This is a genomic window from Pseudomonas sp. UTLPPB19802 (assembly GCF_059730225.1).
In genome coordinates this window covers 6320177-6334878 of record NZ_AP048545.1, presented here as the reverse complement: position 1 = coordinate 6334878, position 14702 = coordinate 6320177, and the positions used below count along the sequence as shown (strand labels likewise).

At 61.9% G+C, this 14702-nt stretch carries 14 protein-coding genes; 1 reads left to right on the top strand and 13 read right to left on the bottom strand.

Features of this window, described 5'->3' with window-relative positions; genetic code table 11:
- Window positions 1-14 precede the first annotated feature (14 nt).
- The 10 genes from AC6I6U_RS27650 to puuE form a co-directional block, all read right to left on the bottom strand.
- Window positions 15-986, bottom strand: coding sequence for a TRAP transporter substrate-binding protein (locus AC6I6U_RS27650; RefSeq protein WP_497879156.1), 972 nt, complete (start codon window positions 984-986; stop codon window positions 15-17).
- Between the two features lie 180 nt (window positions 987-1166).
- Window positions 1167-1991 (bottom strand): NAD-dependent epimerase/dehydratase family protein, encoded by an 825-nt coding sequence (locus AC6I6U_RS27645; protein ID WP_497879155.1) that lies wholly within the window; start codon window positions 1989-1991, stop codon window positions 1167-1169.
- A gap of 198 nt (window positions 1992-2189) precedes the next feature.
- The gene (locus AC6I6U_RS27640; protein WP_497879154.1) at window positions 2190-3443 is read right to left on the bottom strand and encodes an OprD family porin; all 1254 of its coding nucleotides are present in this window, start codon (window positions 3441-3443) and stop codon (window positions 2190-2192) included.
- A 270-nt stretch (window positions 3444-3713) separates the two neighbouring features.
- Complete coding sequence (locus AC6I6U_RS27635; RefSeq protein ID WP_497879153.1) at window positions 3714-4499, bottom strand: outer membrane protein OmpK; 786 nt, start codon at window positions 4497-4499, stop codon at window positions 3714-3716.
- Between the two features lie 182 nt (window positions 4500-4681).
- Entirely contained in the window at window positions 4682-6037 is a 1356-nt protein-coding gene (locus tag AC6I6U_RS27630) for a nucleobase:cation symporter-2 family protein (RefSeq protein WP_497879152.1), read from the bottom strand.
- 215 nt (window positions 6038-6252) lie between these two features.
- Window positions 6253-7572, bottom strand: a complete 1320-nt coding sequence (locus tag AC6I6U_RS27625) for a urate hydroxylase PuuD (protein WP_497879151.1) — start codon at window positions 7570-7572, stop codon at window positions 6253-6255.
- A gap of 184 nt (window positions 7573-7756) precedes the next feature.
- Window positions 7757-8269 (bottom strand): ureidoglycolate lyase, encoded by a 513-nt coding sequence (locus AC6I6U_RS27620; RefSeq protein WP_497879150.1) that lies wholly within the window; start codon window positions 8267-8269, stop codon window positions 7757-7759.
- 152 nt (window positions 8270-8421) lie between these two features.
- Window positions 8422-9417 carry an allantoicase gene (alc, locus tag AC6I6U_RS27615; protein ID WP_497879149.1) on the bottom strand — a complete coding sequence of 332 codons (996 nt, stop codon included), beginning with the start codon at window positions 9415-9417 and terminating at the stop codon, window positions 8422-8424.
- Between the two features lie 78 nt (window positions 9418-9495).
- Window positions 9496-10011 (bottom strand): 2-oxo-4-hydroxy-4-carboxy-5-ureidoimidazoline decarboxylase, encoded by a 516-nt coding sequence (gene uraD, locus AC6I6U_RS27610; RefSeq protein ID WP_497879148.1) that lies wholly within the window; start codon window positions 10009-10011, stop codon window positions 9496-9498.
- A complete protein-coding gene (gene puuE, locus AC6I6U_RS27605) occupies window positions 10008-10934 on the bottom strand; it encodes an allantoinase PuuE (RefSeq protein ID WP_497879147.1) in 927 nt (308 codons plus the stop codon). The genes uraD and puuE overlap by 4 nt, the downstream gene beginning before the upstream one ends.
- Window positions 10935-11343: 409 nt before the next feature.
- Between puuE and uraH the strand changes: the two genes are divergently transcribed.
- Complete coding sequence (gene uraH / locus AC6I6U_RS27600; protein WP_497879146.1) at window positions 11344-11697, top strand: hydroxyisourate hydrolase; 354 nt, start codon at window positions 11344-11346, stop codon at window positions 11695-11697.
- Window positions 11698-11923: 226 nt separating this feature from the next.
- On the opposite strand, the gene AC6I6U_RS27595 is transcribed toward uraH, so the two are convergent.
- The 3 genes from AC6I6U_RS27595 to AC6I6U_RS27585 form a co-directional block, all read right to left on the bottom strand.
- Entirely contained in the window at window positions 11924-12550 is a 627-nt protein-coding gene (locus AC6I6U_RS27595) for a LysE family translocator (protein WP_497879145.1), read from the bottom strand.
- 76 nt (window positions 12551-12626) lie between these two features.
- Window positions 12627-13976 (bottom strand): NCS2 family permease, encoded by a 1350-nt coding sequence (locus tag AC6I6U_RS27590; RefSeq protein ID WP_497879144.1) that lies wholly within the window; start codon window positions 13974-13976, stop codon window positions 12627-12629.
- A gap of 279 nt (window positions 13977-14255) precedes the next feature.
- Complete coding sequence (locus AC6I6U_RS27585; protein ID WP_497879143.1) at window positions 14256-14696, bottom strand: MarR family winged helix-turn-helix transcriptional regulator; 441 nt, start codon at window positions 14694-14696, stop codon at window positions 14256-14258.
- Window positions 14697-14702: the final 6 nt, after the last annotated feature.

Sequence of the window (14702 nt, the reverse complement as noted above, 5' to 3'; positions counted from 1 at the left end):
TGTGGGTGGGGGCGTTACTCGACCGCTTCGATGCGGGTCATCAGCTCGGCGTAGGGCGCGCCGTACTTCTGGCGGATCGAGGCGGTGGCCTCATGGAAGGGTTTCTTGTCGACTTCGACGAACTCGACACCGGCGGCCTTGAGCTTCTCTTCGCTGCTGGCCGACTTGGCATCCCACAGCGCGCGCTGTTCCAGCTGGGCCTGGCGGGCGACCTGGCGCACCAGCGTCTGCTGCTCGGGCGTGAGTTTTTCCCAGGTGCTCTTCGACATCACCACCGGCTCCGGCAGGATCAGGTGGCCGGTCAGGGCGTAGTACTTGGCGTTCTGGTAGTGGTTGTGTTCGAGCAGGGTGGGCGGGTTGTTTTCCGCACCATCGATCACCCCGGTCTGCAGGGCGCTGAAGATCTCGCCGGTGTCCATGGCGATGCCGTTGCCGCCCATGGCGTTGATGGTTTCGATGAACAGCGGGTTGCCCTGCACGCGGATCTTCATGCCCTTGAGGTCGGCCAGGCTGCGTACCGGCTTCTTGGTGTAGAGGTTGCGGGTACCGCCGTCCATCCAGGCCAGGGCCACCAGGTTGAATTCGGACTGGGTGATCTTGTCGAGGATCTCCTGGCCGATCTCGCCGTCGATGATCTTGCGCATGTGCGCCTGGTCGCGGAACACGAAGGGCATGTTGAACACGTTCACGTCCGGTACCACCGGACCTACGATACCGAGGCTGACCCGGGCCATCTGGATGGCGCCGATCTGGGTCTGCTCGACCACTTCCTTTTCCGAGCCGAGTACACCGCCTGAGAACATCTTGAAGGTCAGCTGGCCGTTGCTCTGCTGGACCAGGGCCTTGCCCATGTTTTCTTCGGCGACCACGGTCGGGTAACCGGCCGGATGCACATCGGCGAACTTGATTTCCAGAGCCTGGGCCAGGTGGCTGAAGCCGAGGGCGAGGGGGAGTGCGGCGACAAGAAGCTTGCGTTTGAAATCCATGGGGTGATTCTCCGTTTTGTTGTTATTGTCTGGCTGCTTCGGTCTTGCGGAGGTGCTCGGAGTGAACGCTGTCGGTCAGGCGTTGAAAGAGGGTTTGTCCAGGCCCCGGGTTGCCCGGGGCAGGATGGGCACGCCACGGGTCGGTGGCGGCTCGATGTCATGAGTGAGGCTGGCGCGGACTCAGTCGCCGAATGGGCCGGCCACGATGAAGGCGCCGCCCTGGTAGACCAGCGTCGGATCATCCGCAGGTGGCGCCGGCTGGGCTTCGACTTCGGCTCGGAACGGCTCGGAGCTGTCCCGGGGCTGATAGCCGAGGTGGGCGGCCAGGTGGTTGTCCCACCAGATGTAGCGGTTGTCGGAAACGCCATAGACCACGGTGTGCCCGACGTTCGGTGTGTACAGGGCGCGTTCGAGCAGTTGGGTCAGGTCGCCGAAGCTCAGCCAACTGCTGAGCATCCGGCGGTTCTGTGGCGTGGCGAACGACGAGCCGATACGCACGCTGACGGTCTCGATGCCGTAGCGATCGAAGTAGAAACTGGCCATGTCCTCACCGTAGGACTTGGACAGGCCGTAGTAGCTGTCCGGGCGGTGCGGGACGCGAGCGTCAATGGTTTCGCTCTGTTTGTAGAAACCGATCACATGGTTGGAACTGGCGAAGATCACGCGCTTGACGCCATGACGGCGGGCCGCCTCGTAGATATGGAACACCCCGCAGATGTTGGCGCCGAGGATCTCTTCGAACGAACGCTCCACCGAGACGCCGCCGAAGTGCAGGATCGCGTCCACGCCTTCGACCAGTTGGTGCACCGCCTGCTTGTCGGAGAGGTCGCAGGGCTGGACTTCCTCGCGCTCGTCGACGGCCGGGGCCATTTCGGCGATATCGGAAAGGCGCAGGACACGAGCGTAGGGCCGCAGGCTTTCGCGCAATACCTTGCCCAGGCCACCGGCCGCACCAGTGAGCAGAAGACGGTTGAAGGGCTGCGGGGTCGGTCTTGCTGAGGTCATGGCTGGGCCTTGGTCGAGGTTATTGTTGTTTTTGTCGTCCGTTGTCGTACGACGTTTTGCTGGATTATCGTCAGCGTGAAATGGCTTTGTCAATGCAACGAGAGGGGTGATTCGCGGCGATTTCTGAGCGTAGATTTTGCAAAATATTTCGGTGGTATGGAGTATGGGGGCCAGCGGTCCGACCCCCATAAGCGGCGTTTATAGCAGTGAAATCGGATAACTGATGAACAGGCGGTTCTCGTCGAACTCGTTGGTGCTGAAGTTCTTGCGAATGCTCGAGTTGCGCCAGCGAATGTTCAGGTTGCGCAAGGTGCCGCTCTGGATGGTGTAGGCCAGTTCCGACTCTCGTCCCCATTCCTTGCCATCGGTGATTGTGCCCATATGGACGTTGTCACCGCTGATGTAGCGGTTCATCAGGGTCAGCCCCGGAATCCCCAGCGCGGCGAAGTTGTAGTCATGGCGCAATTGCCAGGACTTTTCCTGGGCGTTGTCGTAGCTGCTGTTGTAACTGTCGTTGGCCAGGGTGCCGCCGCTGGTGCCGTTGACACGCATCCAGGCGCTGTCGCCGGTGAGTTTCTGCAGGCCGACATAGAACGTGTTGCCGCCGTACTTGGCCGAGAACATGCCCGACCAGGTCTTGTTCTCCAGGTCGCCGGCCAGGGCGCTGCCGTCTTCCTTGCCGTAGAAGAAACCGAGGTTGGCGCCCAGGGTCCAGTCGCCCAGCGGCTGGCTATGCACCAGGTTGATGTACTGCTGGCGGTAGATGTCCTTGAGCTGCGCATTCCACAGCCCGATCATCGTGCGCTTGTCGTTGAAGGTGTATTCGCCGCCGGCGAAGTTGAAGCGGTCGGAGGTGATACCCGCCCGGCCGTTCATGAACATGTCGGTCATGCTCGAGTCGTTGCGCGGGCTGTTTTTCTGGAACTGGCCGCCGTAGAGGGTGAGGCCGTCGATTTCCTTCGAGGTGACCTGGCCGCCGCGGAAGGTTTGCGGCAGCGAGCGACCATCGTCGGAGCGCAGGATCGGCAGAACCGGCATCCACTCGCCGACCTTCAGTTCGGTTTTGGAAATTTTTGCCTTGAGCGCCACGCCCAGGCGACCGAAGTTGTCGGCCGGGCGACCGTCGCGGTCCAGCGGTAAAAGCTGCGTGCCGCCGGTGCCCTTGCCGCCATCGAGCTTCTGCGAATAGGTGCCGAGCACATCCATGCCAAAACCGATGGTGCCCTGGGTGAAGCCGGACTTGGCGTCGAGGATGAAGTTCTGTGTCCATTCCTCAGCCTTGCCCTGGGGGTAGGCCGGGTTGGTGAAGTTGCGGTTGAAGTAGGCGTTGCGCAGGTTCAGGTTGGCGCTGGCATCGTCCACGAAACCTTCGGCGCAAGCCAGTGTAGGTAGGGTCAGAGCGAGGCTTGCGGTACCGGACAGCCACAGCGAACGGGAGGGACGAATCATCATGACGGTGAAGCTCCTGCGGTTTTTATTGTTATTGGCGTTATACGTCGTCGTACAACATGGCGCGGATTATCAACAGCTGAAAAAAGCTTTGTCAACGTGCCTTGAGCGGCTCAATTGGCGGGAAAATGCTGGGAAGTCACGGGGAAGGGGCCGGAGGCTTGAGTTAGAGCGGTTTTGCGCGGGGACGTGGAGGCGAGGTTTTTTTGCGGTTATGTGATGACGTGGTGACCAACGCGGCAAACAGGGAGCCCGTCGGGCTCCCGTTCTTCATCAGAAGTGGTACTTGACCAGCAGGCTCGCGGTGTCCTGGTTGGTCTTGAAGGCGCCGGAGTCCTCGATACCGTACTTGTTTTTCCAATAGTCGTACTCGATACCCACGTACAACTGCTTGGCACTCCAATGCAGGGCCTTGCCCAGGTCGTACTTGATCTGCGGGTTGAAGTGCAGGTTGGCATGGTAGGTGCCGCGCGAGGTCTGGTCGTTGTCGACAACCCAGTCCATGAAGCCGTCGATCAGCACATTGGAGTCGCCCACCGGGATGGTGTAGGACCAGACCGGAGTGATCTGCCAGACGTTGTCGCCGGGGCGGTTACCCTCGGTCTGGCGCTGGTAGAAGTTCAGCTGGAAGTAGTCGAAGCCGGGGATCGCCAGGTCGAAGCCCGGACCGAACAGGTAGGACTCGTTGTCGCCTTCGCCGAACTCATAGGTCAGGGCCAGCAGGACGTCCTTGATCGGGCCGAACTCGAGCTTCTGGTCGAGGATCTTGCCGAACGACAGGCGTGGGCTGAATTCACCGTAGTAGGTGTTGGGGCCGACGTTGCCGTCTGCCTTGCCGTTGTAGAAGATCCGGTCGAGGAAGAAGAAGTTGTCCCCGTATTTCCAGGCGTCGGCGTGCTCGAAGGTCACGGTCTGCTGGATCTGCGGGTTGACCGCGAAGTTCTTGCCCCACAGGTAGGTCAGGCTGTTGTTCTGCCACTGCAGCAGGTCTTCGGCGGCGGCTGTGCCGGTGGCCAGCAGTGTCCCCGCGAGCATCAGGCTCGTGCAAGTACGTTTCATTTGGTTGCTCCCAAAGTTAAGAGGTTCGACCTGGAGGTCGTCCGGCGCTCTGGCGTGGCGCCTTTTTTCGGCTGTAGAACGAGAGGGCGCGCAGGATACAGAGGTGCGCACCTGGCCTCAAGTGCCAGCGACAGAGCGTCGCTGGCCACCCGATAAGCGTTCTTGCAGGGCCTTGCCGGCCTTCAGTGTGGGGGCGCGTGCCCGCTGAGGGCGGCGCGTTCGGCACCGCCGAGCACATTGAACAGCAGGTTCAGGGCCACGGCGCTGAGGGTCGCCATGGCGATGCCGCTGTGGGTGATCGGCCCCATCCACTGTGGCAGGTGGGCAAAGAACTCCGGGCGGACCACGGGGATCAGGCCCATGCCGATGCTCACGGCCACCAGCAACTGGTTGCGCCGGTCGGAAATGTCGGCTTCCTGGAGGATCTTGATGCCGGTGGCGGCGACCATGCCGAACATCGCGATGGCCGCGCCGCCGAGTACCGCCGGTGGAATCGAGGCCACCAGGAACGCGGCCTTGGGCAGCAGGCTGAGGACGATCAGGAAGCCGCCGGCGACCATGGTCACCGAGCGGCAACGCACGCCGGTCATCTGCACCAGGCCGATGTTCTGGGCGAACGAGGAGTGGGTGAAGGTGTTGAAGAAACCGGCCAGGAACGAAGCGCCGGCGTCGCACAGCAGGCCACGGCGGAGCATCCGCGGGGTGACTTCCTGGCCGGTGATCTTGCCCAGTGCGAGGAACATGCCGGTGGATTCGACGAAGATGATCACCACCACCAGGCACATCGAGAGGATCGGCGCGAGGTGGAACTGTGGCAGGCCGAAATGCAGCGGCGTGACCACCTTGACCCAGGGCGCCTGGGCCAGGCCGCCGAGGTCGACCATGCCGATGACGCCGGACAGCACATAGCCCAAGGCCATGCCGATCAACACCGAGATGTTCACCCAGAAACCACGCATGAAGCGGTTGATCAACAGGATGGTCGCCAGCACCAGTCCGGCGACGGTCAGGTAGATCGGCGAACCGAACTGCACCACGCTGCTGCCGCCGCCAGCCCAGTTGACGGCTACCGGAAACAGCGAAAGGCCGATCGCGGTGATCACTGTGCCAGTGACCAGCGGCGGGAAGAAGCGCACCACCTTGGACATGAATGGCGCGATCAGCATGCCGAAGAAGCCGGCGGCGATGGTCGCGCCGAAGATACCGGTCATGCCGATGCCGGGCATGCCAGCCATGGCCACCATGCTGCCGACAGCAGCGAAGCTGGCGCCCATCATCACCGGCATGCGAATGCCCAGCGGGCCGATGCCGAAGGATTGCACGAGGGTGGCGATGCCCGCCACCAGCAGGTCGGCGTTGATCAGGAAGGCGATCTCTTCACGACCCAGGCCAGCAGCCTGTCCGATGATCAGCGGTACGGCGACGGCCCCGCCATACATCAGCAGGACGTGCTGCAGGCCCACCAGCAGCAGTTGCAACAGGGGCAGGCGCTGAATTGCGGGTGCTTCGGGTATGCGCGGTTCGGATAGCTCGGACATGCAACACCTCGGATGGTTTTTATTCTTGTGGTTTTGGCGCTGTGAGGTTGCCTGTGGCGAGCGGGCTCGCCCGCGCTCGGCTGCAAGGCAGCCGTAAACCTGTGTCCGCGTTCCATCAGCGATATCGCGTCCATCGGTCTCAGGGGCGCTTCGCCCCCCGCGCAGGCAAGCCTGCTCGCCACAAGGTCTCACTTCATGAAGCTTTTAAGCCTCTGCTAGTTGGTACGTGCCCCCTGGTTGATCCAGGCGCCAATCAGGTCACGTTCCTGCTGGGTCATCTGGGTGATGTTGCCCAGGGGCATGATCTGGGTGGTGACGGCCTGGGCTTGGATGCGTGGGGCCAATTGCTGGATCTGTTGCGGGGTATCGAACATGATCCCCGCCGGCGCGCTGCTGAACAGCGGACTGGTCGGCTTGGCCGAATGACAGACCGCGCAACGCTCCTGGATGACGTTGTGCACCTTGTCGAAGGCGACGGCATCAGCCGCTGGCGTCGCTGCCGGGGCCGGTGCCGCCGCTGTCGTCGGTGCGCTCGGTTCAGCCGCCGGGGCTGGCTTGGGACCACCGCCGAGAGCGGTTTCCGGCAGGGGCTGGTACTCGATCTTCGCGGGCGCCTTGGCTACTTCGGGGGCGGCAGGGGTCGACGCCGGGCCGGTGACATAGGCCAGGCAGATCATGCCCAGCGCTGCGACCGGCAGGGTCCAGGCGAACTTCTGGCTGTCGTGGCGGGTGTTGAAGTAGTGCCGCACCAATACCGCCAGGACCGCGATTCCGGCCAGGATCAGCCAGTTGTACTGGCTGCCGTAGGTACTCGGGAAGTGGTTGCTGATCATGATGAACAGCACTGGCAGGGTGAAGTAGTTGTTGTGCCGCGAGCGCAGCAGGCCCTTGGCCGGCAGGGCCGGGTCCGGTGTGCGGTTCTCGGCGATCGCTGCCACCAGCGCGCGCTGGGCCGGCATGATGATACGGAACACGTTGCCGACCATGATGGTGCCGATGATCGCGCCGACATGCAGGTAGGCGCCGCGCCCGCTGAACACCTTGCTCAGGCCGTAGGCCGCGGCGATCAGCAGCATGAACAGGATCAGGCCGAGCAGGGCGGGGCGCTTGCCCAGCGGTGAGTCGCAGAGGAAGTCATAGACGAACCAGCCGGCGACCAGCGCACCAATACCGATGGCGATGCCTTCACCACCGCTCAGGCCACTGCCGGGCGCGACCAGGTACAACAGCGGATTGGAATAGAACACCACGCACAGCAGCGCGATGCCCGACATCCAGGTGAAGTAGGCCTCCCATTTGAACCAGTGCAGGTTCTCCGGCATGCTCGGTGGGGCCAGCTTGTATTTCTCCAGGTGGTAGATACCGCCGCCATGGATGGCCCACAGGTCGCCGGCCAGGCCGCTCCTGGGGTTGACCCGGTTGAGGTTGTTTTCCAGCCAGACGAAGTAGAACGAAGCGCCGATCCAGGCGACGCCGGTGATCATGTGAACCCAGCGTACGCTGAGGTTCAGCCATTCCAACAGATGTGCTTCCACAGTCTTTACCTTTTTCCCGTCGACCTTTTGCAGGGCGATCGGGCCTTTTCTTATTTGAAGACGGTGTGAAAACGTAGCGAGCAATGGCAGGGCTGCATGAAAACCGTGGCGATGCCCCGCTCGACCAGGGCCTGCGGATATCCACGCTCGGTTTTCAGCAGGGCCTTGCCTGGCACAAGGGTTTTCACTCCGCCCGCTGGTGGGGGGCGAGGATCAACAGCTCATCCTCTTGGAAAAAATGCTCATCGCAGTTGTTACCGCTGCCACTGCGATCAACCACCAGGAAGTCATCCCGCTTTTCGATCGTCAGCACCGGATGGTGCCAGACGCCGCGATGGTAATTTATGCCCTGCCTGCCATTGGTGATGAAGGCACGGACGAGACCCGATACAGGTGCATCGCCAAGTGGCGCGACCACGATCAGAAAGGGATTGCCGAGCAGCGGGATGAAAGCCTGGCTGCCCAGCGGATGGCGTTCGAGCATGCGGACGGTCAGCGGCATGTCCAGCGCATCGGCGCGGAAGATGCTGATGATCGCCTTGTCGTCGGGCGTTGCGGTTTCTACCGTGGCCAGGCGATGGAAGCGCTGGGTCGAACCGTTGTTGATCATGAAGTGATCGCTGCCGTCGGTTTCGATCACATCACCGAAAGGGGCGAAGGCTTCTTTGGTCAGCGGTTCAATCGTCAGTGTGCGCATGCTGTTCTTCTGTTCTCGAATTCAATGATTCTTTACGTTGCGTTGATTCTTTCACGGCACAACCTTGTAGGAGCGCGGCTTGCCCGCGAAGCTCTTAGCGGCCTTGCGGGCCCCTTCGCGGGCAAACCGCGCTCCTACACAAGGGCGAAGCGTTATTTCGCGACCTTGCCCAGCAACCGCAGGCGGCTCACACCACCATCCGGGAACACGTTCAGGCGGATATGGGTAATCGGGCCCAGCGCCTTGATCTGCTCGGCGAAGGTGTGTTCGGCGTGCATTTCCAGCTTCTGGCTCGGCAGCAGTTCACGCCAGAACAGGCTCTGGGTCTCGATCTGGCTGTCGGTGCCGCCCTTGACGAAAGCGGCCTGGATCGAGCAGCTGTCAGGGTAGTTGCCCTTGAAGTGCAGGGTGTCGACGATGATCTTCTCGATCTCGCCCGGATGGCCGAGAGCGACGATCACCCAGTCGTTGCCAGGGGTGCGTCGGCGAGCGGTTTCCCAGCCGTCGCCCATGTTGACGCCACGGCCCGGGTTGAGGATGTTGCTCATGCGGCCGAAGTGTTCGTCGGAGCAGGCCAGTGCGCGGCCGCCGTTCAGCGCGGCGGCGAGGTCGACCTGCTCATTGTCGCCCACGGCCGACCAGTCGCGGTACGGAATGCCATGCACGCGCAGGCGGGCCACGCCGCCGTCCGGGTAGATGTTGAAGCGCAGGTGGCTGAAGTGCTGCTCGTGGTTGATTTCATGGTAATGGTGGCTGTTGCCCTGCAACTCGACGGCAGGCAGTACTTCGATCCACTGGGTGTTTTCGTCCGGCTCGCCGTCGGCCAGGAAGCAGGCTTCCAGTGACGCCGATGGCGGGTAGTTGCCGGTGAAGAACGAGGTGTCGATGTCCACGCCCTTGATCGAGCCGGGTACGCCCAGGCGGATCACCGCGCTGTCGTAGCCTTCGAAGCGTTTGCGGCGCGATTCCCAGCCATCCATCCACTTGCCGTTGTCATCGAACACGCCTTCCTTCCACACGGCCGGTGTTGGCTGGAACAGGCGGTTGGCATCGGCGAACCAGTCGTCGGTGACGGAAATGATCCGGGTGCCCAGGCGGGCGTCGGCCAGGTTGACGAATTTTTCGAAAGGTGCGGCGTAAGCTTTCATTTTTCTTGTCTGCCTTTGAGCAAGTGGCTGGGGATGTTCGCCAGGCCCTGGACACCTACGGCGCCGGGGCCCGGCGTGCTATAGAGTCAGTAATCGGAACAGGGCGATCTTGTTGATCTCGGTCAGCGCGCATTTGAACTCGGTGTCCACCGGGTTGTGGATGCGTGTTTCGAACGCGGCGAGGATCTGATGCCGGTTGCTGCCTTTTACCGCCATGATGAAGGGAAACTTGAACTTGGCCTTGTAGGCCTCGTTCAGCTCGGTGAAGCGCTGGAACTCTTCGGCCGTGCAGTGGTGAATACCGGCGCCAGCCTGTTCGTGGGTGCTGGCTTCGGTCAGTTGGCCCTGGATCGCGGCCTTGCCGGCCAGGTCCGGGTGGGCGTTGATCAGTGCCAGCTGGCTGGCGTGATCGGCGCTCAACAGGATATCGCTCATGCGCTGGTGCAGGGTTTCGACCTGGTCGATTGTCGCGTCCTGGCCCAGGTCAAAGGCCTTTTCGGCCACCCATGGCGAGTGTTCGTAGATGTCGGCGAAGGCCGCGACGAAGGCCGCGCGGTCCAGGGTCGACGGCTTGAGGGTCTGGAACGCGCTCATTGCGCCGGCTCCTGGTAGGGGTGGGTAGCGTGCCAGTGGCGGGCGATGTCCACCCTGCGGGCAAACCAGACCTGGTCGAAGCCCTTCACGTATTCGAGGAAGCGTTGCAGCGCGGCCAGGCGCGCCGGGCGTCCGATCAGGCGGCAATGCAGGCCGATGGAGAGCATTTTCGGCGCTTCGGCACCCTCGGCGTAGAGCACGTCGAACGCATCCTTGAGGTACTGGTAGAAGTCGTCGCCCTGGTTGAAGCCCTGCACCTGGGTGAAGCGCATGTCGTTGGTATCGAGGGTATAGGGGATCACCAGGTGCGGCTTGCCGGTCGGGTTGTTCGGTTCCCAGTAGGGTAGGTCATCGTCGTAGGTGTCCGAGTCGTAGAGGAAGCCGCCTTCTTCCATCACCAGCCGGCGGGTGTTCGGGCCGGTGCGACCGGTGTACCAGCCCAGCGGGCGTTCGCCGGTGATTTCGGTGAGGATGCGGATAGCTTCGAGCAGGTGCTCGCGCTCCTGCGCCTCGTCCATGTACTGGTAGTCGATCCAGCGATAGCCGTGGCTGCAGATTTCGTGGCCGGCCTCGACCATGGCGCGGATGACATCCGGGTGGCGCTGGGCAGCCATGGCCACGGCGAAGATGGTCAGCGGGATGTCCAGTTGCTTGAACAGCTTGAGAATCCGCCAGACGCCGGCGCGGCTGCCATACTCGTAGAGCGACTCCATGCTCATGTTGCGCTGGCCCTGCAGAGGCTGTGCCGCAACCATCTCCGAGAGGAAGGCTTCGGATTCCTTGTCGCCGTGCAGGATGTTGCGCTCGCCGCCTTCCTCGTAGTTGAGCACGAAGGACAAGGCGATACGGGCATTGCCCGGCCAGCGTGGGTGAGGAGGGTTACTGCCGTAACCGATCAGGTCGCGGGGATAGTCAGCGCTCACTGCAGTCTTCCTTCTTGTTCGTGGTGACAGTTGCGTGGCGCCCCGTTCGGGTTGGGCAGCGTCACGGCGATGAGGTGATTGTATACAACTTTATCGCCGATTTGTAAGTCAGTTTTTTTCCAGATGCTCTCGATCCTACCTGTTCTGTTTGTCATTTGAAACCTGTCTGATCGGTCAGCTAATGGATTAAAAGTCGGCTATTCACGGGGCTTCTGTCAAGACTCACGGCGACAGGTGGTCGGCCGAAAACGGGCAAAATTTATTGTGTACAATTTTCCTTGGAAGTGTCTTAATCACTTCATCGGCGCAACGCCCAGGTGTCTCCTCGGTGTTCGCCAGCTCCTTCATCCACTGACTCCGGGAGGCGCGAAACCCGGTCTGCCGCAGGGCGGGCGGGTACGCAGAAGCAATGGGACGTTTGACTACGCATGTTTTGGATGCCGCGCATGGCTGCCCGGGCAGTTCGATCCAGGTCGAGCTGTATCGGGTCGAAGGCGCCGGTTTGGAACTGGTCGCCAAGGCCGTGACAAACAGCGACGGCCGTTGCGATACACCGTTGTTGCAGGGCGATGACTACCGCTCCGGGGTCTATCAGTTGCAATTTCATGCCGGTGACTACTATCGGGCTCGTGGCGTGACGCTGCCGGAGCCGGCGTTTCTCGATGTGGTGGTGCTGCGTTTCGGCATCCGTGCCGAGCAGGAGCACTACCACGTTCCGTTGCTGATCTCGCCGTACAGCTATTCGACCTATAGAGGAAGTTAGATCCCCCCAAGAACTGCGCAACAACTTCTTCGGTCCTCTTGCCCGCCCACACTGCGGGCTTTTTTTCGCCCGGATTTTCGTGGAGATCTTTCGGGTCTCTTCGCGGCGGTTCGGTGCCCCGACAAGCCCGGCGCCTGCGGGGCCAGGAGCTACACAGGCGTTGTGAGGGCCTCAAAACCGTGGGAGCGTGGCTTGCCCGCGAAGAGGCCGTCATGTCATGCGCGTTCTACCGGCTCAACAAGGAAGCCGCCCCCGCTCCGCTGAACAACCCGGCACTGACCCGGTTGAACCAGCTCTGCCCCTTGCCGCTGCGCAGGTATTTCGCCGCCCCATGGGCACCCAGGCCGTAAGTCAGCTTGCACAGCAGGTCAAGCACGGTCCAGGTGGCGATCATCACCAGCAACTGGCCCAGGAACGGCTGGTCGGCCTTGAGGAACTGCGGCAGGAAGGCGGCAAAGAACAGGATGTCCTTGGGATTGCTCGCACCCAGCATGAAGGCGCGCCCAAACAGTGCGCGAAAGCGTGGCACGGGGGCCGCTTCCGATACGTTCGCCGTCTGCGCCGGCTGGCGCGATTGCTGCCAGCTCTGCCAGGCAAGGTAGAACAGGTACAGTGCGCCGATCACCTTCAGCGTGCTGAACAATTGTTCCGAGGCCAGCAGCAGGGCACCCAGGCCCAGCGCCGAGGCACTGAGCAGGCAGATCGAGGCGCTGACGCCGCCGAGGAAGGCCGGGTATGAGCGGCGCAGTCCATAGTTCAGGCTGTTGCTGATCATCAGCAGCGACAGCGGCCCGGGGATGAGGATCACCACCAGGGCGGCGGCGCTGAACAACAACCAGGTTTCCAGACTCATCGGGTTTCTCCCTTGTGTGCGAAGGCCCCATGGGAATAGGGCCGGTCGTTTGTTGCCTGCTACTGCCAGTCTTCTTTCAGAGAAAGATGAACTTGGCGATGAAAATGACGCATAACACCCACAGGCTGACAGAAATGTCCCTGAACTTGCCGGTCCCCGCCTTGAGTGCCACGTAGGTGATGAAACCCAGGGCAATCCCGTCGGCAACCGAGAAGGTCAGTGGCATCATGATCGCGGTGATGATCGCCGGAATGCTCTCCGTCGCCTCTTCCCAGTCGATATGCGCCAGGCTGCCCATCATCAGCATGGCTACGTAGATCAGCGCCCCCGCCGTTGCATAAGCAGGGATCATGCCGGCCAGTGGGGCGAAGAACATTGCCGCCACGAACAGTATGCCTACAGTAACAGCGGTCAGACCAGTCCGACCACCTGTGGCGACGCCGGCGGCACTTTCCACGTAGCTGGTGACCGGCGGCACACCCACCACTGCGCCGAATACGCTGGAGACGCTGTCGGCCTTCATCGCCCGCGACAGGTTCTCGATACGACCGTCGGCGTTGACCAGATTGGCACGCTGGGCGACGCCCATCAGCGTCCCGGCGGTGTCGAACATGTGCACGAAGAGAAACGCCAGCACCACGCTGATCATGCTGACGTTGAACACTCCCGCCAAGTCCATGGCCATCCAGGTCGGCGCCAGGCTCGGCGGGGTGGAGAAGACCCCGTGATACTCGACCAGGCCCAGGCCCCAGCCGATCAGGGTGACACTGATGATGCTGATCAGGATGGCGCCGAACACCCGGTGATAGCTGAGGATCGCGATCATCAGGAAACACACCGCAGCCAATAGCGGGCCGGGTTCGTGCAGGGCGCCGAGCCGGATCAGGGTGGCGGGACTGGCGACGACGATACCGGCGGTCTTCAGGCCGATGAGCCCGAGGAACAGCCCTACGCCGGCGCCCATGGCATGGCGCAGGCTCACCGGGATGCTGTTGAGCAGCCATTCGCGCACCCTGGACAGGGTCAGGACCATGAACAGCACGCCGGAGATGAATACCGCACCGAGAGCGGTTTCCCAGTGGTAGCCCATGGTGCCGACCACGGTGTAGGTGAAGAACGCATTGAGCCCCATGCCGGGTGCCAGGCCTACCGGCCAGTTGGCGTAGAGCCCCATCAGCAGGCAGCCGAGGGCGGCGGCGATGCAGGTGGCGACGAACGCTGCGCCGTGGTCGATACCGGCGTCGGCCATGATGTTGGGATTGACGAAGATGATGTAGGCCATGGTGATGAAGGTGGTCACCCCGGCGATCAGTTCGGTTTTCACCGTGGTGCCATGCCGCCTGAGCCTGAACAGGCGTTCCAGCAGGCCCGTGTTCGAGGGCGGCGAGAGATCCAGCGTGGGTGCTTCGGATTTGCGGCTTTCCACAGCAGTACTCCTCAAGAGTTTTATTGTTATTTCCAGAGCCGGACACGTTGTCGTGGGCAGCGGCTCTTTGAGGGAGTGCGGTTTTTTGACCGAAAGGTCAGGAAATTGCACGAGGTGAATTATGCTTTTGTATACAAAGAAAGCAAATAATGTTTTTGAGGGTGTGTGCGATTTTTCGGTGGGATGGGCTATATCGGTCTGGCGGTAGGGAGAGAGGGCCGCTTTGCGGCCCAGCACGGCGGTGCGGCGTCCAACAAGCCCGCTCGCCACCGGGTGGCATCAGCCCTGGCGGCTTTCGCCCAAGGCCCGGTTGACCGCCATCCAGCCATCCACCGCCGCTTCGCCGGCCTGGGCAAAGGCCTTCTGCAGCAGCTTGACCTGTTCTCGGCGTAGCAATTCTTCCAGGCTGGCACCGTCGGCGGTCAGGCACAGCAGGCGTTTGCGCTTGTCGCTCGGCGAGGCGACGCTTTGCACCAGACCCATCTCGGTCAACTGGCGCAATGGCATGTTCAGCGCCTGCTTGCTCACTCCCAGTTGATCCAGCAGTTCCTTGACGCTCAGGTCCGGATAACGGGCGATGAAAAACACGATCCGCTGGTGTACCCGGCTCAGGCCGCGCCGTTCGAGCATTTCATCGGCCTTGGTGGTGAAGGCCTGGTAGCCGAAGAAAAACGCCTCCATGGCGTCCTGCTGGGTATTGGAATTTTTAAGGTCAAGCATATTGAC

What these genes read in the sequence shown, in the direction of transcription:
- AC6I6U_RS27630 (WP_497879152.1), bottom strand. Translation starts at nt 6,037, where the DNA reads ATGTCCGAGCTATCCGAACCGCGCATACCCGAAGCACCCGCAATTCAG.
- AC6I6U_RS27585 (WP_497879143.1), bottom strand. Translation starts at nt 14,696, where the DNA reads ATGCTTGACCTTAAAAATTCCAATACCCAGCAGGACGCCATGGAGGCG.
- AC6I6U_RS27650 (WP_497879156.1), bottom strand. Translation starts at nt 986, where the DNA reads ATGGATTTCAAACGCAAGCTTCTTGTCGCCGCACTCCCCCTCGCCCTC.
- AC6I6U_RS27620 (WP_497879150.1), bottom strand. Translation starts at nt 8,269, where the DNA reads ATGCGCACACTGACGATTGAACCGCTGACCAAAGAAGCCTTCGCCCCT.
- AC6I6U_RS27635 (WP_497879153.1), bottom strand. Translation starts at nt 4,499, where the DNA reads ATGAAACGTACTTGCACGAGCCTGATGCTCGCGGGGACACTGCTGGCC.
- AC6I6U_RS27595 (WP_497879145.1), bottom strand. Translation starts at nt 12,550, where the DNA reads ATGAGTCTGGAAACCTGGTTGTTGTTCAGCGCCGCCGCCCTGGTGGTG.
- AC6I6U_RS27640 (WP_497879154.1), bottom strand. Translation starts at nt 3,443, where the DNA reads ATGATGATTCGTCCCTCCCGTTCGCTGTGGCTGTCCGGTACCGCAAGC.
- AC6I6U_RS27645 (WP_497879155.1), bottom strand. Translation starts at nt 1,991, where the DNA reads ATGACCTCAGCAAGACCGACCCCGCAGCCCTTCAACCGTCTTCTGCTC.
- uraD (WP_497879148.1), bottom strand. Translation starts at nt 10,011, where the DNA reads ATGAGCGCGTTCCAGACCCTCAAGCCGTCGACCCTGGACCGCGCGGCC.
- uraH (WP_497879146.1), top strand. Translation starts at nt 11,344, where the DNA reads ATGGGACGTTTGACTACGCATGTTTTGGATGCCGCGCATGGCTGCCCG.
- alc (WP_497879149.1), bottom strand. Translation starts at nt 9,417, where the DNA reads ATGAAAGCTTACGCCGCACCTTTCGAAAAATTCGTCAACCTGGCCGAC.